This window comes from Arthrobacter sp. zg-Y844 (genome assembly GCF_024385465.1).
GTDB lineage: Bacteria > Actinomycetota > Actinomycetes > Actinomycetales > Micrococcaceae > Arthrobacter_B.
This window is the reverse complement of sequence record NZ_JANFLS010000002.1, coordinates 809,132-830,991: the sequence shown is the minus strand read 5'-3', so window position 1 is coordinate 830,991 and position 21,860 is coordinate 809,132. Positions and strand designations below refer to the sequence as shown.

At 65.6% G+C, this 21,860-nt stretch carries 19 protein-coding genes and 1 pseudogene; 6 read left to right on the top strand and 14 right to left on the bottom strand.

Features of this window, described 5'->3' with window-relative positions:
• Positions 1 to 18: 18 nt before the first annotated feature.
• The 14 genes and pseudogenes from NNX35_RS10735 to NNX35_RS10670 all read right to left on the bottom strand — a co-directional run bounded on the left by NNX35_RS10735 (position 19) and on the right by NNX35_RS10670 (position 14,335).
• Positions 19 to 948, bottom strand: a complete 930-nt coding sequence (locus tag NNX35_RS10735; protein WP_255867749.1) for an urea transporter — start codon at positions 946 to 948, stop codon at positions 19 to 21.
• Entirely contained in the window at positions 945 to 2,138 is a 1,194-nt protein-coding gene (locus NNX35_RS10730) for a HoxN/HupN/NixA family nickel/cobalt transporter (RefSeq protein WP_255867748.1), read from the bottom strand. The genes NNX35_RS10735 and NNX35_RS10730 overlap by 4 nt, the downstream gene beginning before the upstream one ends.
• Before the next feature lie 14 nt (positions 2,139 to 2,152).
• On the bottom strand, positions 2,153 to 3,055 hold the full coding sequence (locus NNX35_RS10725) for an urease accessory protein UreD (protein WP_255867747.1): 903 nt from the start codon (positions 3,053 to 3,055) through the stop codon (positions 2,153 to 2,155).
• Between the two features lie 191 nt (positions 3,056 to 3,246).
• Positions 3,247 to 3,882 carry an urease accessory protein UreG gene (ureG, locus tag NNX35_RS10720; protein ID WP_255765848.1) on the bottom strand — a complete coding sequence of 212 codons (636 nt, stop codon included), beginning with the start codon at positions 3,880 to 3,882 and terminating at the stop codon, positions 3,247 to 3,249.
• A gap of 84 nt (positions 3,883 to 3,966) precedes the next feature.
• Positions 3,967 to 4,656, bottom strand: a complete 690-nt coding sequence (locus NNX35_RS10715; RefSeq protein ID WP_255867746.1) for an urease accessory protein UreF — start codon at positions 4,654 to 4,656, stop codon at positions 3,967 to 3,969.
• 9 nt (positions 4,657 to 4,665) lie between these two features.
• Positions 4,666 to 6,390 carry an urease subunit alpha gene (gene ureC, locus NNX35_RS10710; protein WP_304661142.1) on the bottom strand — a complete coding sequence of 575 codons (1,725 nt, stop codon included), beginning with the start codon at positions 6,388 to 6,390 and terminating at the stop codon, positions 4,666 to 4,668.
• A 137-nt stretch (positions 6,391 to 6,527) separates the two neighbouring features.
• Positions 6,528 to 6,836 (bottom strand): annotated as a pseudogene (locus tag NNX35_RS10705) (urease subunit beta); the annotation flags it as partial.
• 60 nt (positions 6,837 to 6,896) lie between these two features.
• Positions 6,897 to 7,793, bottom strand: coding sequence for a hypothetical protein (locus tag NNX35_RS10700; RefSeq protein ID WP_255867744.1), 897 nt, complete (start codon positions 7,791 to 7,793; stop codon positions 6,897 to 6,899).
• Between the two features lies 1 nt (position 7,794).
• Positions 7,795 to 8,100: an urease subunit gamma gene (locus tag NNX35_RS10695; RefSeq protein ID WP_255765852.1), complete on the bottom strand. Its 306-nt coding sequence runs from the start codon at positions 8,098 to 8,100 to the stop codon at positions 7,795 to 7,797.
• Between the two features lie 212 nt (positions 8,101 to 8,312).
• The gene (locus tag NNX35_RS10690; RefSeq protein WP_255765853.1) at positions 8,313 to 8,741 is read right to left on the bottom strand and encodes an OsmC family protein; all 429 of its coding nucleotides are present in this window, start codon (positions 8,739 to 8,741) and stop codon (positions 8,313 to 8,315) included.
• An 81-nt stretch (positions 8,742 to 8,822) separates the two neighbouring features.
• A complete protein-coding gene (locus NNX35_RS10685) occupies positions 8,823 to 9,170 on the bottom strand; it encodes a hypothetical protein (RefSeq protein ID WP_255867743.1) in 348 nt (115 codons plus the stop codon).
• 166 nt (positions 9,171 to 9,336) lie between these two features.
• Positions 9,337 to 11,112 (bottom strand): 2-oxoglutarate dehydrogenase, E2 component, dihydrolipoamide succinyltransferase, encoded by a 1,776-nt coding sequence (gene sucB, locus NNX35_RS10680; RefSeq protein WP_255867742.1) that lies wholly within the window; start codon positions 11,110 to 11,112, stop codon positions 9,337 to 9,339.
• 120 nt (positions 11,113 to 11,232) lie between these two features.
• Complete coding sequence (lpdA, locus tag NNX35_RS10675) at positions 11,233 to 12,615, bottom strand: dihydrolipoyl dehydrogenase (RefSeq protein WP_229952239.1); 1,383 nt, start codon at positions 12,613 to 12,615, stop codon at positions 11,233 to 11,235.
• Positions 12,616 to 12,805: 190 nt separating this feature from the next.
• Positions 12,806 to 14,335 (bottom strand): leucyl aminopeptidase, encoded by a 1,530-nt coding sequence (locus NNX35_RS10670; protein WP_255863240.1) that lies wholly within the window; start codon positions 14,333 to 14,335, stop codon positions 12,806 to 12,808.
• Positions 14,336 to 14,609: 274 nt separating this feature from the next.
• On the opposite strand from NNX35_RS10670, the gene NNX35_RS10665 reads away from it, so the two are divergent.
• The 6 genes from NNX35_RS10665 to NNX35_RS10640 all read left to right on the top strand — a co-directional run bounded on the left by NNX35_RS10665 (position 14,610) and on the right by NNX35_RS10640 (position 21,734).
• The gene (locus NNX35_RS10665) at positions 14,610 to 15,674 is read left to right on the top strand and encodes a PAC2 family protein (RefSeq protein ID WP_370647020.1); all 1,065 of its coding nucleotides are present in this window, start codon (positions 14,610 to 14,612) and stop codon (positions 15,672 to 15,674) included.
• A 39-nt stretch (positions 15,675 to 15,713) separates the two neighbouring features.
• Positions 15,714 to 17,051, top strand: a complete 1,338-nt coding sequence (locus NNX35_RS10660) for an MFS transporter (RefSeq protein ID WP_255867741.1) — start codon at positions 15,714 to 15,716, stop codon at positions 17,049 to 17,051.
• Between the two features lie 57 nt (positions 17,052 to 17,108).
• Complete coding sequence (locus NNX35_RS10655; RefSeq protein ID WP_255765858.1) at positions 17,109 to 17,867, top strand: ABC transporter ATP-binding protein; 759 nt, start codon at positions 17,109 to 17,111, stop codon at positions 17,865 to 17,867.
• A gap of 16 nt (positions 17,868 to 17,883) precedes the next feature.
• Positions 17,884 to 18,639 carry an ABC transporter permease gene (locus NNX35_RS10650; protein ID WP_255867740.1) on the top strand — a complete coding sequence of 252 codons (756 nt, stop codon included), beginning with the start codon at positions 17,884 to 17,886 and terminating at the stop codon, positions 18,637 to 18,639.
• Between the two features lie 167 nt (positions 18,640 to 18,806).
• Positions 18,807 to 20,144 carry a DUF4192 family protein gene (locus tag NNX35_RS10645; RefSeq protein WP_255867739.1) on the top strand — a complete coding sequence of 446 codons (1,338 nt, stop codon included), beginning with the start codon at positions 18,807 to 18,809 and terminating at the stop codon, positions 20,142 to 20,144.
• 303 nt (positions 20,145 to 20,447) lie between these two features.
• Positions 20,448 to 21,734, top strand: a complete 1,287-nt coding sequence (locus tag NNX35_RS10640) for an RNA polymerase sigma factor (RefSeq protein WP_227922484.1) — start codon at positions 20,448 to 20,450, stop codon at positions 21,732 to 21,734.
• Positions 21,735 to 21,860 lie beyond the last annotated feature (126 nt).

The following is a 21,860-nucleotide window of genomic DNA, read 5'->3' as shown; positions in this document are numbered from 1 at the left end:
TTCCCCGGCGAGGGGCGCTTATGGGCGCTTGGCTGCGGGAATGTAATGGGCGATGACCAGGAACACCCACGTGGTGAGGATGTACGGCCAGGTGTAGGTGGGAGCTGAAAGATCATGCATGATCACTGTCACCACCGCAGTGACCACCGTTCCGATCACGGCCAGAACCCAGGAGAGCGTGCTGCTGCGGAGGAAGACCACGGCGAGTGCAATCGCGGTGAGTACACCGGAGTAGCCGGCAAGGCCGTTGGCCGTCTCGGTTAGGGCCTCTCCCATTGCCAGGGCGCACAAGCTGCCCACGACGCTGCCCAGCAACCCGGCCAGCCCCACCTTCCAGCTCGCAACGAACAGGCCGAGCAGGATGAGGGCGCCGGACCAGACGTTGTTGACCAGCACCACCTCTGACACATTCGTCAGCAGGGAGCGTGCAAAGGCGAGCGGTTCGGAATCGATGGTGGCCGACGGCGCCGAGGTCACGTGCAGTGCCTCCGTGCTGAGCAGTATGCCCGTCGCCACGATGCAGAACGGTGCCGTCGTGGACGGCAGGGAGAACACCCTCAGCGGTGTCTTGGTGAACAGCGCAACCACCAGCCACGTCACCGGGGCACAGAGCAAGCCGCCGATGAGCGCGATAGGATACGCCGCCCACTGACCCCCAATGGTTGAGAACGTCGCAGCCCCAACAAGGGCGCCGCAAAAACCTTCCAGGCCTGATGTCACTGAGGATGAATCGGCCTTGAGCAGGCGCCCTCCCACCGTGTTTCCCGCACAGCCGATCAGCACGAGCACGGCCATGCGCCAGTCCGCGACAACGAAGGCGGCCAGAATCAGCAACGCTGTGTAGATATTGCTCTGGAAGAAGATCTGCGACAGCCCCTGGCCCCAGCCCTTCAGCCAGCCTGCACTCGAGATGGATGGGTTCGGCGAGGCCGCACCGGCGCTGCTCATGCTTGCTCCTTTGGCGGGGCGTCCTCAGGCGGCGCGTCCTTTCCAGGCCTCTGCCTCAACTCCGGCCCGCCGGGCGCGGTTGCGCCGCCAGGTGTGCCCGCCCCGCCGCCTGCCAGCGCCCATCGTTCCTCCACATGGCCCAACCGCCAGTAGGCGGTAGAGGTCAACCAGACCAGTATCAGCGTGGCCACGACAATGTAGCCCACGTTCTCCAGGTCGATGGCGGCTACCCACCCGGTGAGTGGGTCCTGGAGCCCGAGCTTCTCATTCAGCAACCCGACCAGCTCAATGCCACCGATCATGACGGCAATCATGACTGAGAGCCCGGTAATGGTGAGGTTGTAGTACAGCTTGCGCACCGCGTTGACGCTCGCCCAGCCATAGGCTTTCACCATGATGGCTGAATCGAGCGTGTCGAACAGGCTCATGCCTGCGGCAAAGATCAGGGGCAGGCAGAGGATGGCATACCAGGGAAGCCCCGTCGCTGCCCCGGTTCCGGCCAGCACCAGCAGGGCAATCTCGCTGGCGGTGTCGAAGCCGAGCCCGAACAAAAAGCCAACGGCATACATCTTCCCCGGGCGGTCGATGGTACGAAGCATCGGCCGGATAAGGCGGCTGATGAGGCCGCGGCCCTGCAGGTGCCGCTCCAGCTCCAGCTGGTCGAGGTCGCCATTGCGCGAGGCCCGCCAGACCTTGAGGATTCCGATGAACGCGACGGCGTTGATGAGTCCGATGAGCAGCAGGAAGACTCCGGAGACGACCGTACCGAAGACACCGAGGCCGTTGCGCACCTCGTTGCCGTCATCGCTGAGCCCCACGGCCCAGCTCACCCCGAGTGCCAGAAGCGCGGCCATCAGAAACACAATGGTGGAGTGCCCCAGGGAGAAGAACAATCCGACCCCGGCGGCCGGCCTGCGCAGGTCCACCAGTTTGCGGGTGGTGTTGTCTATCGCAGCGATGTGGTCGGCGTCGAAGGCGTGCCGTACGCCGAGGACGTAGGCCACCACGGCGATACCAACCCCGAAGACCGAGGAGCCCAGCTGCAGATGCAGCGGTTCGACCAGGAAGAAGAACAGTCCGAAGCCCGCGATGTGCAACAGCGCGACCGGGATGAAGGCGAGCACCACCTGCGCACGGTAGGAGCGCCCCGGGGCCACAGCCTTCTCTTGCGTGTTCGCTTGTTCACTCACCCTTAGACCCCTCTCTAGCTCTTTCGAATCGCGGGTGCTTGCTTCCCGGTCAGCAACTCGTGTACCGCCGATGCTGCGGCCGTGTTTGCGGCCGCCACAGCTACGGTGTCGTTGCCCACCAGGCGCATCCACACGCCGGCATCACCGGGCAACGTGCTCACCCCGAAGATCAGGTCGCCGCCGCTTTCGCCAAGCGCACGGTGCAGGGTATCAGCGAGCTGGGCCGCCGGAACAAGGGGCGTGAAGACGTACAGCATGGCGAGCACATCGTGGTTGGCAAGCACGCCTAGCCCGCTGACCCCGGAGACCGCTCCGTGGGCTCCCGCTCCCGGGCTGAGCCGAACCCGGTCGAGGGCAACCAGACGGCCGTCCGGCCGCCGCACCTCGAGGTCGGAGGCGTACACATCGTAGGCGTGCCGCTCGCCGCGGGCGAGCCTGCCCGCGTACATGGTGTCGCCGAGCAGCAAGGTAGCCGACTCATCGATCACCACTGATGTCTGCTGGTAGTATCGCGAAGCGGCGAAGGGCACCACGGGCTCGGGCAGGTACTCCACATGTGCGCCTTCTTCGACCGTGATGTTCATCAGCGCGGAGGCGTAGTCGTGGTCCATGCGGTAGACCCTGGTCTGGGTCTGAGTGGTGACGTGCGCCGAAGTGCCGGGGCCGAAGGTCAAATCGGTGCGCAGCCGGTCTCCCTGCAGAATGCCGCCGCCCGAGGACATCAGGTAGGTGTAAGCCATGTCGGGGCGCAGCGGGTTGAAATAGAGCGGATGCATGATCTGCAACGGTGACTTCTGGTAGTGCTGCACCAGCTCGGTTCGGCCCCGGTTGCAGGCGAACCCGAGCTGCAGGATGCCGACTTTGCCCGGGCTGCCGACGGGCAGATTCTTCCACTCTTCCTGGGTGTGCCGCCGCATTTCGGCAGGCGCACGGCCAGGCTCATAAAACGCCGGATCCAGTCGGTAGCCACCCGTGCCCGGGCCCGTCCGGCCCGCGTTGCGGGGAACCGGTGGACGGGGGAGAGGGGTCACGCCCGCAAGCCCGCTCTCACCCGCCGCGGTGTTGCCTCCGGGTGCCGGCACACTTCGCTGTTCCGTCGCTTTGAGCGTCATCCGATGAGCTCGGTTCTGGCACCGTTCCAATGCGACATGATTTGTTGGTGGAGTTCATCGACGCCGAACCCGGTGAGTGAATTGGTCAGCACCACCGGCCGGTCCTCACGTACCCGGTGTGCGTCGGACTCCATCACGTTGAGGTCGGTGCGGACGTACTGCGCGATGTCGATCTTGTTGATCACCAGGATGTCGCTGTCGGTGATGCCGGGACCGCGCTTGCGCGGCATCTTCTCGCCTTCAGCGGTGTCGAGCACGAACACGAACACATCGGCAAGCGCCGGGGAGAAGGTGAGCGTCAGATTGTCGCCGCCGGACTCGTAAATGAGCGTGTCGATGTCGGGAAACCGTTCGAGCATCTCCGCGCCGACGGCCAGGTTCATGGTCGGGTCGTCGCGCACGGCTGTATGCGGACAGGAACCGGTCTCGACACCCACCACTCGCTCGGGGTCGAGGATGCCGGCCAGCTCCCTGCGCACGTGGTGGGCATCCTCCTGGGTATAGATGTCGTTGGTGATGACGCCGGGGGTGCGCCCCGCCTCGATCAACAGCGGCACCAGCGCCTCCGTCAGCGCCGTCTTGCCGCTGCCCACGGGCCCGCCGATGCCGATCCTCAATACGTTCTCACTCATGAATTCCTCGTTTCCAGTGGATCTGCTGTGTTCGTGTGGGCACCCATCGGCGCCGTTTCATTCTTCGTGTCCGGAGTGCCGCCCTCAGCTGGCGAACAGGCGGGCCTCGGCTCTCTCATGCTGGGCTGACATAACGTCCGCCATGGGCGCAAAGCCGCCAAGGTCAGCGAGATCGCGCGCCAGGGCGGCCTCCGTCACCTGCTCCATGACGGGGGATGTCTGCAGCAGGATGGCCTGCGCCTGGCGGTGGTCGGTCAGCCGCAGCCGAAGGGCCGCCCCGACGAAGCTCGCCGAGAAGGCGAACAGGTCCGATGCCACGGCCTGCCGGGTTGTGACTCCGTTGGCCGCATACACCACCGCCGCCGCGACTGGCTGGCAGCCGGGTGTGCTGCGCAGCTTCACCCGCTCTGCGTACTCACCGAGCAGTGCGTGCTCAGTCAACTCGGCGCCAAGATCGATCAGCTGGTGGCCGCTGCGTACGGAGGCGGTGCGCATTTCGGCGTTCAGTTTCGAGGCGAACAACCGCTGGTCGACCTCCTGCACGAGGTCGACGTCGCCGCCTGCCGCGGCGCGGTGCGCAGCAGCAAGCGCCGTTGCGTCCCCGGGGCCGACGGAGTGCAGCAGCAGCTCGGCCAGCAGCTGCTGCACTCCGTCACCGGACACGAGCCGGGCCTGCCTGTATCCCTCGAGCCCGTGCGACATCGTGTAGAAGCCGCTGGGAAAGGCCGAGTCCGCGAACTGCAGGCTCGTCAGCAACTGGCGAACATCCGACATGCCGCGGCCCTAGGCGAGAAAGAACAGCTGGGTCATCGGCAGGGACTGGGCCGGCGGGATGGTGGCCAGCGTGCCGTTGTATGTCACGTCGTATGTCTCCGGGTCCACCTCGATCACCGGCGTCGCGTTGTTGCGGACCATGTGCTCCTTGCCGATGCCGCGGCAGCGGTGCACCGGCAGCACCTGGCTCTCCAGCCCGAGCTGCTCCGGTACGCCCTTGTCGATAGCCGCCTTCGACATGAACGTCACCCGCGTGCTCTGCAGCGCCTTGCCCTGCGCGCCGAACATAGGGCGGTAGAACACCGGCTGCGGGGTGGGCAGCGAGGCGTTCGGATCTCCCATCAATGCCCAGTTGATCAGGCCTCCCTTGACGATCAGCCGGGGCTTGGCAGCGAAGGATTGGATCGGCCAGAGCACGATATCGGCGATCTTTCCCTCTTCCAGCGAGCCGATGTAGTCGGACACGCCCTGGGTGATGGCCGGGTTGATCGTGATCTTGGCGAGGAAGCGCAGCACCCGGAAGTTATCGTTGTCGCCGCTGTCCTCCGGCAGCGGGCCGCGCTGGTCCTTGCAGTGGTGGGCGATCTGGAAGGTGCGCATAAACGATTCGCCGATGCGACCCATTGCCTGGGAGTCGGACGAGACCATCGAAATGATCCCTTCATCGTGGAAAACCGTCTCCGCGGAAATCGTCTCGGCCCGTACGCGGGAATCCGCGAAGGCGACGTCTTCGGGGACGTCGTGGGAGAGGTGGTGGCAGACCATCACCATGTCGAGCAGCTCATCCACCGAATTGACGGTGTAGGGCAGGGTCGGGTTCGTCGAAGACGGGAGCACGTTCGGGTGGCCGGCCACCTTGATGATGTCCGGGGCGTGGCCGCCGCCGGCACCCTCGGTGTGGAAGGTGTGGATGGTGCGGCCGTCGATGGCGTCAAGGGTGTTCTCCACATAACCGGCCTCGTTGAGGCTGTCTGTATGCACCGAGATCTGCACGTCGTAGTCATCGGCCACGGAGAGTGCGTTGCTGAGCGCAGCCGGCGTCGTGCCGTAGTCCTCGTGTACCTTGAGTCCGCAGGCGCCGGCCTCGACCTGTTCTATCAGGGCATCGGGCAGCGAGCCGTTCCCCTTGCCGAGGAAGCCCATGTTGACCGGACTCCCTTCGGCCGATTCCAGCAGTCTGGCGAGATTCCAGACGCCCGGAGTCGTGGTGACGCCGTTGGTGCCGTCGGTGGGTCCCGTGCCGCCGCCGAAGAGGGTCGTGATGCCGTTGGAGAGGGCGGCCAGCGCCTGTTCCGGCGAAATGTAGTGCACGTGTGAGTCGATGCCGCCGGGGGTGGCGATGAAGTGCTCGCCGGCCAGCAGTTCGGTTCCGGGGCCAACCACCAGGCGCGGATCCACTCCGCTCTGGGTGTGCGGGTTGCCGGACTTGCCGATACCGGCGATTTTGCCGTCACGCACGCCGATGTCGCCCTTAATGACACCCAGCACCGGGTCCAGGATGATTGCGTTGGTGATCACCAGGTCAAGCACGCCTTCCGCGGAAGTCGCCTGGGGATCGGCCGCCATGCCGTCGCGTGCGGTCTTGCCGCCGCCGTAGACCACCTCGTCACCGTAATGGCCCTCGTTGTAATCCTTCTCGATCTCGATCACCAGATTCGAATCGGCCAGGTGGACCCGGTCGCCGGTGGTCGGACCAAAGAGATCGGTATACTGCTTGCGCGAGATTTTCGCCATCACTTCTTCCCCTCTTCCGGGCGGCCCGTTTGCGCTGCAGGGCCCGCGTTGTTTGCACTGGGTTTGGAGCTCGGTTTTCCGTCCTGGAATCCGAGTTCCTTCATCCGCGCCATGGCACGGATCTTCGTGGCCGCAGAGTCGAGGCCGCCGTCGACGAGGTTATTGAAGCCGATGACTCGCCGGTTGCCGGCGTACGCGGTGAGCGTCACCTCCCGGGTGTCGCCGGCCTCGAACCGGATTCCGGTACCCGCCGGCACATCGAGGTGCATTCCGTACGCCAGTTCGCGTTCGAACAGAAGCGCCTTGTTGGTTTCGAAGAAGTGGAAATGAGAGCCGACCTGCACGGCCCGGTCGCCGGTGTTGCTCACCAGCAGTGTGACGCTCGGCCTGCCGGCGTTGATCTCGATGTCTTCTTGCTTGTGGTGGTAGGTGGGGCTGCCCAGCATGGTATTTCCTTCCCTTGCGGCGCAGCGTCGCTGCACGTGGCGTTTGGATGGGATTTGCGGTCAACTCGAGCGGATCGGGACAGGGTGGTGATGCGGATGGCCGTCGGCCGCCCCGTGGTTGTGGGAATGGCCGTTGTCCGCGTCAAAGGCGTGTGAGTGGGCGTAACCGTGACCGTGATCAGCCTGCAGTCCGGCGTCAATACCGGTGGAGCCGTGGCTGAGGTTGTGCAGTGCGTCGCGAACACGCTCGCCGATGACGCGAAGCACCGCCTGCTCGCTCATGAGTGCACCGTAGAACCTGGCTTGGGTGAAATCTCCCTCGCCGAAGGGCACCGTTTCGCCGTGCACGGTCGGCACCCGCCGAAATCCTCCGGGAACAACCACCGTCTCCGTGCTGCCGAGCAGACCCAGCCGTCGTACGGCCTCCAGGAGCGCATCCGCGTCGTTGACAGTGGCAACCTCCACGAGGTTGCCGGCCCCGTTCGTGCGCACCAGATGCGCGATGCGGTAGAGCTCGGCGTCATCGAAAGGATTGGCGGCGTCCCCGACGATCAGCACTGCCGCCTCCGGGGACTGCCTGCGCACCTCGACGGCGGCGGCCCGAAGCCAAGCCGTGAGATGGTCGCCGGTGCCGAATTCGTCGGCCAGGGCCAGCGGGGCCGAGGCGGCACCGCGCGGGACTGCACCGGCTCCCAGCCAGCGGAGGGTCTTCGCCGTGTCCGCAACAAGTGTCGGGTTGCGGCCGAAGGTCAGCGGCAGCACGACGACGGGTGCGGGGTCCGCTCCGTCGGCCCTGTCCGCACGCAGCCGAGTAAGGACATTGTGCAGCGGTCGTCCGGCGGGGGTAATGAGAGCCCCCGGAAGGGAAGCCCTGACAAAGGACAGATCCGCTCCGTTGCCGCTCTCATGTCCTCCGACCAGTACCACCGTCACACCCGGCTCGATGGGCCAGGTCAAGTCACACCCCGATGGGATCGTGACAGGAGACCAGCTTGCTGCCGTCGGCGAAAGTCGCCTCGACCTGCAGGAGGGGCAGCCGTTCACGGACGCCGTCCATGCACTGGCTTTCAGAGACGATGGTCTTACCGAGTTCCATCACCTCTGCGACGGTCCGGCCGTCGCGGGCACCCTCCAGGATCGCCTCGCAGATGAGGGCGGTGGCCTCGCTGACATTGAGCTTGGTTCCCCGCTCGCGCCGCTTACGGGCCAAATCCGCCACTTGGTATATGTAGAGTTTGTCTATTTCCTTGGGAGTGAGGTTCATACCTTCACCTTCAGACGCAGTTGCGATCGTATCTGGACCGCTCGCCCGACGCACCGGTCTGGCTCGCTTACAAAAAACCGTACGCGCACGCATCAGCCACGAACACCCGTTCCCGGCCATCTACGCCTGTACCCGGAGAAATGGGGGGGCGGCAGCACAGAGGGCCCCGTTCCGGACGGAACGGGGCCCTCTGTGCTGCGGATAGCCGGCTCCTAGGACTCGAGAGTGGCGTCCAGGGAGATCTTGATGCCGGCGAGGGCCTGGGACACGGGGCAGCCGCTCTTGGCAGCCTCAGCGATGTCCGTGAACTCCTCCGCGGTCAGGCCGGGAACCACCGCGGTAACTTTCAGCCGGCTTTCGGTGATGCCGGTGCCGGGGACAAAGGTCACGTCAGCGGACGTTTCGATCCGTTCCGCGGTCTTTCCTGCCTCGGCCAAACCGTTGCTGAAGGCCATGGAGAAGCAGGCTGAGTGGGCAGCGGCAATAAGTTCCTCAGGGCTGGTCTTGCCGTTGGCTTCTTCGGCGCGGGCCTTCCACGTGACGTCATAGGTGCCGAGTCCGGAGGAGTCGAGGGTGACGTTTCCCTTGCCGTTGAAGAGGTCGCCGTTCCAAACGGTATGGGCTGAACGGACTGTAGCCATGGGGGTCTCCTTAAACAGTGATGGGACGGGGCCGGCAACAAGCCGGCGCACCATCCCATCCTATTTCCGCTGTTGTGCGGACTACCACATAGTGGCTACGGCAATGTTGATGATCGCGAGGATGCCCACACCGTTCGCGAGTCCGGAGGACACCGGCTCGTCCTTCTTGTAGCGGCGCTGTCCGATGAAGGCCAGTACGGCAATCACCAGGGTGACCAGCAGCTTGATACCCACCTTAAGGTGGTTGACGTCGCCGTCGCCCATCTCATTCAGCGCCACCAATGCCAGGCCGGTGACCAGCTGCAGCAGTGCTGCGTGGAACTGGCCGGGCAGAACGGTCGGATTCTTGATGCGGGCAAACCAGATGCCCACAATGATGGCTGCACCGAGGATGTGCAGGAAAACGAGGAAGCTGTGAAGGAAGTCCATAAGGCCAGTTTACCGACTGGAAGTCGGGAACCTTGGGGAAAGCACGGGAGGCAGGTAACTTTTCTACAACATGTAGAGAAAGTTCCGCAGGGTCGATTCCCCCGGAGAAACAGCGCAGGGCGCCCTCCCGGTAACGGGAGAGCGCCCTGCCTCAGCGGAACCGGAACTAGAGCCCCAGGTCTGCCTCGAAGTTGCCTTCTTCCAGGCGTGCCTTCAGCGTCTGCAGGAAGCGGCCTGCATCGGCGCCGTCCACCAGGCGGTGGTCGTACGTCAGGGAGAGGTACATCATCGAACGGATGGCAATGTTGTCATTGCCCTCGGCGTCGGTGACAACCATGGGACGCTTGACGATCGCGCCGGTGCCCAGGATGCCGACCTGCGGCTGGTTGATGATCGGCGTGTCGAAGAGGGCTCCGACGCTGCCGATGTTCGTGATGGTGAACGTGCCGCCGGAGAGCTCGTCGGGGCCGATCTTGTTGTTGCGCGTACGGCTGCCGACGTCGGCAATCTTCTTGGCGAGGCCGGTGATGTTCAGGTCACCGGCGTCGTTGATGACCGGAACCAGCAGGCCCTTCTCGGTGTCCACGGCAATCGCGAGGTGCTCGGCATCGTGGTACGTGATTTCCTGCGTCTCGTTGTTGTACGAGGCGTTGAGGACCGGGTGCTGCTTCAGGCCCTCGACAACTGCCTTGGCAATGAACGGCAGGAAGGTGAGCTTCGCGCCGTTCTGCTGCTGGAAGTTGCCCTTGGCCTTCTGGCGCAGGGCTGCAATGCGGGTCATGTCGACCTCGTGCACCTGGGTCAGCTGTGCCGACTCCTCCAGGGACTCGCGCATACGGCGCGCGATGGTCTGGCGGATGCGCGGTGCCTTGACCGTGGTGCCGCGGAGCTTCGCGCTGGCTTCGCTGATCTGCGCCGGTGCTGCCTTTTCGGAGGCGGCGGAGGCTGCGGGAGCGGAAGCGGCGGGCTGCTGCGAGGCGGCCTTCTTGGCCTCGGCGGCTTCCAGTACGTCCTGCTTGCGGATGCGTCCGGCGACGCCGGAACCCTTGATGCTGGAGAGGTCGACGCCGTGTTCGTTGGCGAGCTTGCGCACCAGCGGGGTCACGTAGGTGCCGCCGTCGTTGGAACCGCTGGGAGCCTCCTGCTTCGGAGCTTCGGCCTTGGGGGCTTCCTGCTTGGGAGCTTCGGCCTTGGGAGCTTCCTGCTTGGGAGCCTCCGCCTTGGGCTCTTCCTTCTTTTCCGGCTCGACGGCCGGCGCTTCGCGCTCGTCCTTGGAAGCGGCCGCTACGGGCTCGGCTCCCTTGGGCTCGGCTTTGGCGGGGGCAGCAGCACCGGATCCGATGACGGCCAGTACGGAACCGACCTCGGCCGTGTCGTCTTCATTGACCCGGATTTCCAGCAGCTTGCCGGCTACCGGGGAAGGGATCTCGGTGTCGACCTTGTCGGTGGAAACCTCGAGCAGCGGCTCGTCCATTTCGACGTCGTCGCCAACGGCCTTGAGCCAGCGGGTGACGGTGCCTTCGGTGACGGACTCGCCGAGGGCGGGGAGGGTGACCTCGGTGCCTTCGCCGGAGCCGCTCTCCGCGGGGGCTTCCTCAGCCGGGGCAGCAGCCGCGGGAGCTTCTTCAGCGGCCGGAGCCGGAGCCTCTTCGGCCGGTGCTTCCTGGTTGGCGGCGCTGCCGCCGTCGTCCGGCTGTTCGCCGGAGCCGTCGCCGATGCGCACAAGTGCTGCGCCGACCTCGGCGGTTTCGTCTTCGGCCACGAGGATTTCCTCGATGACGCCGGCAACGGGGGAGGGGATTTCGGTGTCAACCTTGTCGGTGGATACCTCGAGCAGGGGCTCGTCGACCTCGACGCGGTCGCCCACGTTCTTCAGCCAGCGGGTGACGGTGCCTTCGGTGACGCTTTCCCCGAGGGCTGGTAAGTTCACGGTTTCAGACATATTGTCCCCGTTTCTCCTTGTTAGATCTTTTGTGACCAGCCGTGCCGCTGGTGCTGGTGATGATTTCCCCCGGGCCGCAGCCGCAAACCGGATGCGGCCCGGGGGAGTGAATCTTAGGTATTAACCGTGAAGGGGTTTGCCGGCCAGGGCCATAGCGGCTTCGCCCAGCGCTTCGTTCTGCGTCGGGTGCGCGTGGATCAGGCTGGCAATATCCTCAGGGTACGCCTCCCAGTTGACGATCAGCTGGGCTTCACCGATCTGCTCGCCGATACGGCCGCCGATCATGTGAACGCCCACGATGGGGCCGTCCTTCTCGCGGACCATCTTGATGAGGCCGGAGGAACCGAGGATGGAGGTCTTGCCGTTGCCGGCCAGGTTGTATTCCTGGACCTCGACGTTCTCGGCGCCCAGCTTGTCCTTGGCCTTGGCCTCGGTCAGGCCGACGGAGGCGATTTCCGGCTCGCAGTAGGTGACCTTGGGGATGTTGACGTCGTCAACCACAACGGGCTTCAGGCCGGCGATTTCCTCGGCAACGAAGATGCCCTGCTGGAAGCCGCGGTGGGCCAGCTGCAGGCCGGGAACAATGTCACCCACGGCGTAGATGTTGCCGACGCCGGTGTGCAGGCGGTCATTGGTGATGACGAAGCCGCGGTCCATGGTCAGTCCGGCTTCTTCGTAGCCCAGGTTGGCGGTGACGGGGCCGCGGCCCACGGCAACGAGCAGCAGATCGGCTTCGAAGGTCTTGCCGTCGGCCAGCGTGACGACGACGCCGTCGTCGTTCTGCTGGACGTTGTCGAAGAAGATGCCGGTGCTGAACTTGATGCCGCGCTTCTTGTACGCGCGTTCAAGCTGCTTGATGATGGCTGCGTCCTCGTTGGGAACCAGCGAGGGCAGGCCCTCCACGATGGTGACGTCCACGCCGAAGGAGTTCCAGACAGAGGCGAATTCGACGCCGATGACGCCGCCGCCGAGGATAACCGCGCTCTTGGGCACGGTGTCCATCTTCAGTGCCTGGTCGGAGGTGATGACCTTGCCGCCGATTTCCAGGCCCGGCAGTGAACGGGAGTAGGAACCGGTGGCCAGGATGATGTTCTTGCCGGTGTAGGTCTCACCGTTGACCTCGATGGTCTTTTCGCTGGTGAGCTTGCCTTCACCCTCGATGACGGTGATGCCCTTGGACTTGATCAGGCCCTGCAGGCCGCGGAACTTGCCCGCAATGATGTTGTCCTTGTAGGAGTTCACGGCCGTCATGTCGATGGAGTCGAAGGTGGCGTTGATGCCGTACTTCGAGGCCGTCTTGGCGTTCTCCGCGATTTCAGCGGAGTGCAGGAGCGCCTTGGTGGGGATGCAGCCGTTGTGAAGGCAGGTCCCGCCCAGCTTCCCCTTTTCAATCAGACCTACGGAGAATCCCAGCTCCACGGAGCGCAGTGCCGCGGCGTAGCCGCCGCTGCCTCCGCCGAGGATCAGGATGTCGAACTCTTGCGCAGCTGCCTTATCGGCCACTTGGACGCTCCCTCGCGTATTCGTTAGACGCGCCCATGCGCGCCGATGAGTTATTGGGCGTTTGTGATCAGTCCTCACCCTATCGCCCCCTACCACCGGCATCCACTTGAACACAGGCAGTAGGGGGCGAAGTGTAATGAGAAACACCTGCCACAACCGTCAGTTCCGTTTCACGGAACCGTATTGGATGCTATGAGGCGCGCGCCACGACGTCTTCGGCGTAGGCCACCAAGGTGCGGACGGCGACGCCGGTGCCTTCCTTCGGGGTGTAGCCGTAGGGGGCGCTGTCATTGAAAGCCGGTCCCGCGATGTCCAGGTGTGCCCACGGAATCTTGGTTCCGTTGACCTCGCCGACGAATTCCCGCAGGAAGGTGGCGGCGGTCATCATGCCGCCGAAACGCTCCCCGTGGTTGGCGATATCCGCCACCTGGGAATCCAGGCTAGCCCGCAGCTCCTCCGGAATCGGCATCGGCCAGAACAGCTCGCCGGCACGGTCCGCCGCTGCCTTGACAGCGTCCCGAACGCCTTCTTCGCCCATGACTGCGGAGACGCGCCGGCCCAGGGCAATCATCTGGGCACCGGTCAGCGTAGCGACGTCGATGATCGCGTCGGGGGCTTCCTCGCTGGCAGCCACCAGACCGTCGGCCATCACCAGCCGGCCCTCGGCGTCCGTGTTCAGGACCTCGACGGTGCGGCCGCCGTAGGTGGTCATGACGTCGGAGGGACGCTGCGCGGTGCCCGAGGGCATGTTCTCGGCAATGCAGAGCCAGGAGGTCACCTTGATGGGAAGCCCCAGTTCGGCGATGGCCAGCAGGGCGTTCAGTACGACGGCGGCCCCGCCCATGTCCGACTTCATTGCCTCCATGCCGGCGGCCGGCTTGAGGGACAGTCCGCCGGAGTCGAAGGTGATGCCCTTGCCGACGAGCGCCAGCTTGACCTTCGAACGCAGCGGCGCGTATTCGAGCTTGACCAGGCGCGGGGGACGGGCCGATCCCTTGCCCACCCCGAGGATGCCGCCGAAGCCTTCGCGTTCCAGCTTCTTTTCGTCCATCACGGTGACCTTCACGGGCAGCGACTTGGCCAGGTCCTTGGCCGCGGCGGCGAAGGTCTCCGGGTAGAGGTGGCTCGGCGGCTGGTTGACCAGGGTCCGGGTGGCGTTGACCGCACGGCCGAGGATGCGGGCGCGTTCGAGGGCCGGCTTCAGGCCCTTCTCGTCAGCGGCTGCAGTGATAACGGTGATCTCGGAAACCGGCGCCGGAACCTTGTCCGCGGTGGCGGCACTGCGGTGTTCGGTGAAGCTGTACGCGCCGAACAGGGCACCTTCGGCGACGGCTGCGGCGTCGGCCACGGTGCCGGCCGGCAGTGCGAGGGCGACGGATCCGGTGCCGGCAATCTGGCGGACGGCTGATCCGGCGGCGCGGCGCAGGGCTTCCTCGGTCAGGGCGACGCCGGCCGAAACCTTGCCGAGGCCGGTAAGGACCAGCATGTCCGCGTCGGCCTCGGGCAGGCCGGGCAGGCGGTGGACTTCGTCAACGGCGCCGGTGACGCCGAGCAGCGGCAGTGAAGCAGCCAGGGCGGCAGACGCCTTGGGGGAGAGCGGGCTTTCAATCAGGACGGGACCGTCGGGGGTCTGGCCGACGCCGATCACGAGTGCGCTGGCGGCAACCTTCCGCCCGTCCCTGGATACTGCCGACAGGCTGGGTTCACTGGCTTTGTTCACGAAGCTGGTTCCTCACGGTTCTGTGTTGCTCTGCGTTTACCACACCGATCGTAGTCCGAAGAACGCCCGCATGCCGCAACGTTGCTCCTTAGCTGCTGCACGGGGCCGTTAGCAAAGGCAGGTCCCGGTTCCGGAATGAAACGCACGCGTCCGGGCGTTTACCCTTGAGTAAGGGCACAGCAACGGTCTAAAGCAGCCGGATTCACCGGTCGTCACCTTCCTGTGCCAAGAGCCTGTGCCAAGAGCGCACGTGAGTTCCCGGGAGGGGTAAGACATGCTGGATCCGTTGACCCTGTTTAATCTGAATCCGGAGGTCGCGGAATCCGGGGACCTCTCCGGCTTGAAGCTCCTGGTCGGTTTCACGGGCTTTGCCGAAGCCGGCCACGTGGTCAGCCAGATCCGGGACGAGTTGTTTGATGCCCTGGACCATGACCTGGTGGCCACGTTCGACGCGGACCAATTGATTGACTACCGCAACCGCCGGCCGCAGATTTCCTTTATCGAAGACCACCTCAGCGACTACGAACCGCCGCGGCTTGAGCTGCACCGGATGTATGACGGTCTGGGCGAACCGTTCCTGTTCCTGACCGGCTTCGAACCGGACCTGCAGTGGGAACGTTTCACGGCGGCCGTAGTGCATTTGGTGAAGGCCTTCGACGTAAGCCTGGTCTGCTGGGTCCATTCGATACCGATGCCCGTCCCGCACACCCGCCCGATCGGCGTGACCACGCACGGCAACCGGCCCGACCTGGTGGAAGGGATCAGCTCCTGGACGCCGATCGCCCAGGTACAGGCCGCCGTCGGACACGTGCTGGAGCTCCGGCTCGTCGAAGCAGGGGTCGACGTCGTCGGTCACGTAGTGCACGTACCGCACTACCTGGCGGAGGCGGAGTTCCCGCCCGCAGCCGTCGCCGGACTCGAGTACCTCGGTGCCGCCGCCTCACTGGTGCTGCCGACGGACCGGCTCCGCGAAGCAGGCCGCGACGTCGAACGCCAGATCACCGAACAGGTCGAGGCATCTGCGGAGGTTAAGGGCGTGGTGGCCACGCTCGAAAAGCGTTACGACCAGTACACCGAAAGCACCGTGCGGCGCTCCCTGCTGGTCAAGGGCAACGACGAGCTGGCAGACGCCGAGGAAATCGGAGCCGCGGTGGAGGCCTACCTGGCCAGCCCGCAGGCCGAAGAGGAATCCGAGGCGCTGTGGCCCGAAAACCAGCATGAAACCGAGAACAGCGGACCGAGCGGAAACGCGGATCAGGAGAATGCACCAAATGCCACCGAGGGCACGGTTGAGGGGCACGGCAGCGACGACGGGAACGGCCGGACCGGCACGGCCTGACGCCGCGCATCCCCGCCCCTGCCCGGGGCAGGTGTGCCGGTGAACGGAACACGGGCCTGGATTGTCTGGGGCGTAGGCGTCTTTGCCTACATGGTGGCGGTGACCCAGCGGACCTCATTCGGCGTGGCCGGCATCGAAGCCACTGAACGCTTCTCCGCGACTGCGTCCGTCCTGTCCGTCTTTACGGTGGTGCAGCTGCTGGTCTATGCGGGGCTGCAGATACCCGTAGGGGTGCTGGTGGACCGCTTCGGCCCGCGGCTGCTGATCGCCGGCGGAGCGGCACTGATGCTTGCCGGACAGTTCCAGCTGGCTACCGCCGATTCCGTCGGCGCCGGCATCCTCGGGCGCTCCCTGGTGGGCGCCGGCGACGCCCTCACCTTCATCTCCGTGCTGCGGCTGCTTCCGGCCTGGTTCTCCGGCAGGAAAATCCCCGTCCTGACCCAGTACACCGGCATCGTCGGCCAGCTGGGGCAGATTGCCAGCGCCATTCCTTTCGCCTATGTGCTGCACCGCTTCGGGTGGAGCACGGCGTTTGTCTCCGCGGCCTCGCTGTCCCTGCTTGCCCTGGTCCTGACCCTGGCCTGCGTGCGGAACCGGCCCGAGGGCGGCGAAGCCCCCGTCCCGCTGCCGCTGCGGCAGACAGGCACGTCGCTGGCGGAGGCGTTTGCCCAGCCCGGGACGCGCCTGGGCATGTGGACCCACTACACCGTGCAGTTCCCCGGCACGGTGTTCGTGATGATGTGGGGCTTCCCGTACCTGGTCAGTGCCGAAGGCGTGTCTTCCGCCGTCGCGTCGGGCCTCATGACCTTCTTCGTGGTGGTCGCGATTGTCTGCGGACCGTGGATGGGGTCCTGGGTTGGCAGGCATCCGCTGCGCCGGTCGACTATGGTGCTGCTGATCGCCGGCGCCATGGCGGCCGGGTGGGCGGCCGTGCTGCTATATCCCGGTCCGGCGCCGCTGTGGCTGTTGGTCCTCCTCGTGGCGCTGCTTGCCGTCGGCGGTCCCGGCTCCATGATCGGGTTCGATTTTGCCCGGACGTACAACCCCAGCGCCCGGCTGGGAACAGCCACCGGGATTGTGAACATCGGCGGCTTCATTGCCTCGCTGGTCAGCATGTACCTGATCGGCGTGGTGCTGGACGTGCTGAACAACAGCGGCTTTTCAGGGGGAAACCTGTACGCCCTGGACTCCTTCCGCATCGCCTTGTCCGTCCAGTTTGCCGTGATGGCGGTAGGCGTCGCGGGCATCCTCCGGACCCGGGGGCTGATCCGCTCGCGGCTGGCCGATGAAGGATCCCCGCTGCCGCCGCTCCGTGCAGCGCTGGCCCGCGAACGGCAGCGCCGCCGCGGGGAACGCGGCGGTCAGGGTCCGCAGTAGCAGCGCGGCACCCTTCACCCTTGACCCTTGTGCGGCCCCGCCGCCAAAATGATCCGCATGACCAGGGCACAGGTGCCTGCCGGCACGGTGGTTAGCGTGAGCGGGATATCCAAGGCGTTCCGGCGTATCGCGGCGCTCGAGGACGTCACCTTTTCGATCGACGCCGGTGAAGCCTTCGGAATTCTCGGTCCCAACGGCGCCGGCAAGACCACCACGGTGGAGTGTGTGGCCGGCACGCTGCGGCCCGACGGCGGACGCGTCACCGTGCTGGGCGTGGATCCCGCGGCTGACCGGGCAACCGTGCGTGAGCGTGTCGGCTATCAGCTCCAGGCCGCCGCCCTGCCTCCCGCCCTGCGCGTGGAGGAGGCGCTGCGGCTGTTTGCCGCTTTCTACCCTGCGCCTGCCGATGTGCCGGAGCTGCTGCGCACCGTCGGGCTGCATGAACACCGCAAACGCCCCTTCGGCAAGCTTTCCGGCGGGCAGAAGCAGCGCCTGTCGATTGCCCTCGCGCTCATCGGCAATCCCGACGTCGTCGTGTTCGACGAGTTGACCACGGGGCTGGACCCGCAGGGCCGGCGCGATGTGCGGCAGCTGATTCAACGGGTGAAGGACGGCGGCATCACGGTTGTCCTCGTCACCCACTACCTTGACGACGTCGAACGCCTCTGCGACCGCTTGGCGATTATCGACGCCGGCCGGACACGGTTCGTGGGCACGCCGGCGGAACTGCTCGCCGTTTCCGGCAGGAACGCCGCCGAGCCCGGTGCTCTGGAGGATGCGTATCTGGCCTTCATCGAGCAGGCGGCAGCCGATTGAAGGGGAGAGGTGGAGCATGCGGGCGCTGGGAGCCCTGACGCGCACGGAAGCGACGCTGTATCTGCGCAATCCGGTGAGCATTTTCATGGCATTGGTGCTGCCCTCGGCCATTCTGCTGCTCCAGGGCTTCGTCATTCCCAACACGCGGGTCCCGCTGGGAGGCACGGATCCCGTCTATGCGGCCCTGCGCCCCATTGACCTGCTCGTGCCGCTGTCCATAGCGGTGGCACTGGCCAGTGTGGCGGTGACCAATTATCCGTCCGCGATCAGCGGTTACCGGGAGACCGGCGTGCTGCGCCGGCTGGGCGTGACGCCCGTCGGCGCGCACCGCATCCTGTTTGCCCAATGGATCGTCAGCGGCGCAGCGCTCGCCGTTGCGGTGACCGTCACCGTCCTGCTCGCCAGGGTTGTCTTTGACAGTCGGATGCCGGGCAGTCCCGGAGTGGTTGTCCTCGTGGTGGTTTTCGGTGTTGCTGCCATGATGGCCGTGGGATCACTCATTGCCGCCCTCGCCGGGACCGCCCAGAACGCCTACGGCATCGGATTCCTGGTGTTTATGGGGTGCATGTTCACCGCCGGGTTATGGACGCCCGGGCCGCTGATGCCGGAAGGCGTCCGGCAGGTTGCGTCTTTCACCCCGCTCGGTGCCATGACCCAGGCGCTGACCGCCGCCTGGTACGGAGGAACCGTGACGGTTGCCCCCTTCCTCGTGATGCTCGTCTGGACCGTTGCATGCGCGGTGCCGGCCGCGAAGGTTTTCCGCTGGAAGTGACCTCTCCGTGGCTGGCGGGCGGGCATGCCTGCCGGCCCGCGTTGCACCCGGCCACTCTTCCTCCACTCTTCCTCCACGGCTGCCGACGCGGCGGCTCAGCCGGCGCCGGATGCACATGCCCCGGGCCTGCTCTGCAGCGACCGCGGATTCCCGGGGACCCTTGGGCCATGAGCACAGAACCGGCCGACGGCACCCCGCGCAACCCCTACCGCATCAACGCTCCGGCGGACATCCTCAGCCTGGTTCCCCACACGCTGGGCTTCGAGCCGCGCGAGTCCCTGGTGCTGATGGCATTATGCGGCGGCCGGCTCGGTGCGACGCTGCGGCTGGACCTGCCTCCGGGGCCGGGAGCCAAAGCCGGAGCGAATGCCGCCTATGCCGCCGCGGCCTGCCGGTTCATGGCCGCCGACACCGAGGCTGACGGCGTGCTGCTGGCACTGTATACGGACCGGACCTGGAAGGACCCGGCGCATCCGCCCTACCGGCCGCTGGTCCGCCGCCTTGGGAAGGACCTGGCCGCCGCCGGCATCCCGCTGCAGGATGGCTGGCTGGTCGGGCCGGACACCTGGCGGGACTATTTCTGCACCCAACCGGACTGCTGCCCCTGGCCGGGGGCGCCCAGGTCGCAGATTGCGGACAGCATGCTGAACACGGAACTGGTGTACCGGGGAAGTGCCTTTGCCGCGTCGCTGGAAAGGGCGGTGGGGGAGTCTTTCCCGCTGCAGTGGCCCAACAAGGGCGAGGTTGCGGACAACCGGGCACGCTTTGGGGAACAGGTGGGTGCGCATTGGTGTGAACGGGACCAGTTCCACCGCACCCTGGAGCTATGGGGAAACTGTTTTGCCGGCGGCGTCCTCGATACGGGTGCTGAACCGTATGCGGAAGACGCGTTCGAGCCGTTCGCCGGTTCCCGGAACCCGTTGCACCGCGATCCCGAATGTGCCGGGTTTCTCCTGGCGAGCCTCTCTGACCGCGGGATCCGTGATGCCCTGCTGGTCCTGACTGCTGCGGGCCAAGCCGCCGCCGTTTACGGCGCAGAGGCCAACGGCCTGGTCCGCCGGCAGGTCCACCCCGTGGTCCTTCCCGGTTCCGCAGATCGCGGAGCGGCAGCATCCGGCGTCGTTCCCCTGCTGCCGCGCCCTCGAAGGCAGTCCAAGGCAGCTGCGGACTTCCGCAGCATCCTGGTGGGCCGAGGGGGTGCCCCGGACTGGAGCCTGCTGGACCGGGCGTACGCCGTTTTCTCGGACCTCGTGCCCGCCGCGGACGAAGATGCCAAGGCGGCGCTGCTTTCGCTGCTGGCCTGGATGGAGTGGGCCAGGGGGCGCGGCTCGCGTGCCCACGTCCATCTGCAGCACGCGCTCGAGGCGTGCCCCGGCTACCGCCTGGCGCTGCTGCTGCGCGAACTGCTGGGTACGGGAATCCTCCCGGACTGGACCGGCTCCCGGGACGGGTCGTGGCCGGGCACGGCGGACGGCTGGCCCGAGACCCCGATGAACCGGTGCTGAAAGAGAACCGGCGGGGAAAAGCCGCACGGCGGAACAGGCCCGCGGAGTGTGCCGATAACGTGCGCCGGTGCTGTGGCGGGACGGAAAACGTGCGACAATGGGAACCGAGACCCGGTCGGGTTCGTGTATCAAGTGTCCTTTGAACTGCCAGTCCTTGTGGCCAGCGGAACAATACACCGGCACGGCGTGTTCTATTCAGAGCAAGCCAAACCGAAACACTTGGATAGAATCACGGACTTGACAGGGTCATAGTGGTGTTGCCCCCAATGGCGGTGCCACAACCCGCCGTATGAAAGGTTTTCTGTGTCGCCGAGAAAGACAACTGCAGTCGAAGAGACTGACACTGCAAATAAGCGCACTGCCGCAACTGAGGCCCCGTCAGCGGTGGCCGACAAGGAGGCTGCTTCCGGCGAAAAGACCGCGGCCAAGACGGCCCGCAAGCCGGCTGCCCGGAAGGCTCCGGCGAAGGCCGGCACCACTGCAGCTGGACGAAAGACCGCTGCGAAGACCGCCAAGGCTGCCAAGGCCGAGGTTGATGAAGAGGTTGACTCTGCCGACGTAGAGCCGGACGCAGACGCCGTCGAAGGTGCAGACACTGCAGCAGCACCCACCGGATCCGGTTTCGTGTACTCGGATGCCGACGACGACGACGCCCCTGCCCAGCAGGTCGTCTCCGCCGGTGCCACGGCCGACCCGGTCAAGGACTACCTGAAGCAGATCGGTAAGGTCGCCCTGCTGAACGCCGAGCAGGAAGTCGACCTCGCACTGCGGATCGAAGCCGGCCTGTACGCCGAAGAGAAGATGGCGGCGGATCCCGACATGGATCCCAAGCTCAAGCGTGAGCTTCAGTGGGTCTCCCATGACGGCAAGCGCGCCAAGAACCACCTGCTCGAAGCCAACCTGCGCCTCGTAGTGTCGCTGGCCAAGCGTTACACCGGCCGCGGCATGCTCTTCCTGGACCTGATCCAGGAAGGCAACCTTGGCCTCATCCGCGCCGTAGAGAAGTTCGACTACACCAAGGGCTTCAAGTTCTCCACGTACGCAACGTGGTGGATCCGCCAGGCCATCACCCGCGCCATGGCAGACCAGGCCCGCACCATCCGCATCCCGGTGCACATGGTGGAAGTCATTAACAAGCTGGCCCGTGTGCAGCGCCAGATGCTCCAGGACCTGGGCCGCGAGCCCGCGCCGGAAGAGCTGGCACTGGAACTGGACATGACCCCTGAAAAGGTCGTCGAGGTGCAGAAGTACGGCCGTGAGCCGATCTCCCTGCACACCCCGCTGGGTGAAGACGGCGACTCCGAGTTCGGCGACCTCATTGAGGATTCCGAAGCCGTGGTTCCCGCCGATGCAGTCAGCTTCACGCTGCTGCAGGAGCAGCTGCATTCAGTGCTGGACACGCTGTCCGAGCGCGAAGCCGGCGTTGTTGCCATGCGTTTCGGCCTCACCGACGGCCAGCCGAAGACCCTGGACGAAATCGGCAAGGTTTACGGCGTGACCCGTGAACGGATCCGCCAGATCGAATCCAAGACCATGTCCAAGCTGCGCCACCCGTCGCGGTCGCAGGTCCTGCGGGACTACCTGGACTAGACACCTGCCGGTTCGCCGGCAATCCGCTTCACCAACAGCACCCCGATCCGCGTCTGCGGTCGGGGTGCTGTTGTGTGCGCCCCGGCGGACCAAGATGCAGCTGGACAAAAAGAAGTCCCCTTCCGA

Excerpts from the sequence above, each read along its gene's own strand:
- ureC (WP_304661142.1), bottom strand. The coding sequence starts at position 6,390 with ATGGCGAAAATCTCGCGCAAGCAGTATACCGATCTCTTTGGTCCGACC.
- ureG (WP_255765848.1), bottom strand. The coding sequence starts at position 3,882 with ATGAGTGAGAACGTATTGAGGATCGGCATCGGCGGGCCCGTGGGCAGC.
- sucB (WP_255867742.1), bottom strand. The coding sequence starts at position 11,112 with ATGTCTGAAACCGTGAACTTACCAGCCCTCGGGGAAAGCGTCACCGAA.
- NNX35_RS10690 (WP_255765853.1), bottom strand. The coding sequence starts at position 8,741 with ATGGCTACAGTCCGTTCAGCCCATACCGTTTGGAACGGCGACCTCTTC.
- NNX35_RS10655 (WP_255765858.1), top strand. The coding sequence starts at position 17,109 with ATGACCAGGGCACAGGTGCCTGCCGGCACGGTGGTTAGCGTGAGCGGG.
- NNX35_RS10695 (WP_255765852.1), bottom strand. The coding sequence starts at position 8,100 with ATGAACCTCACTCCCAAGGAAATAGACAAACTCTACATATACCAAGTG.
- NNX35_RS10735 (WP_255867749.1), bottom strand. The coding sequence starts at position 948 with ATGAGCAGCGCCGGTGCGGCCTCGCCGAACCCATCCATCTCGAGTGCA.
- NNX35_RS10665 (WP_370647020.1), top strand. The coding sequence starts at position 14,610 with ATGCTGGATCCGTTGACCCTGTTTAATCTGAATCCGGAGGTCGCGGAA.
- NNX35_RS10725 (WP_255867747.1), bottom strand. The coding sequence starts at position 3,055 with ATGCGGCGGCACACCCAGGAAGAGTGGAAGAATCTGCCCGTCGGCAGC.
- NNX35_RS10645 (WP_255867739.1), top strand. The coding sequence starts at position 18,807 with ATGAGCACAGAACCGGCCGACGGCACCCCGCGCAACCCCTACCGCATC.
- NNX35_RS10715 (WP_255867746.1), bottom strand. The coding sequence starts at position 4,656 with ATGTCGGATGTTCGCCAGTTGCTGACGAGCCTGCAGTTCGCGGACTCG.
- NNX35_RS10685 (WP_255867743.1), bottom strand. The coding sequence starts at position 9,170 with ATGGACTTCCTTCACAGCTTCCTCGTTTTCCTGCACATCCTCGGTGCA.
- NNX35_RS10650 (WP_255867740.1), top strand. The coding sequence starts at position 17,884 with ATGCGGGCGCTGGGAGCCCTGACGCGCACGGAAGCGACGCTGTATCTG.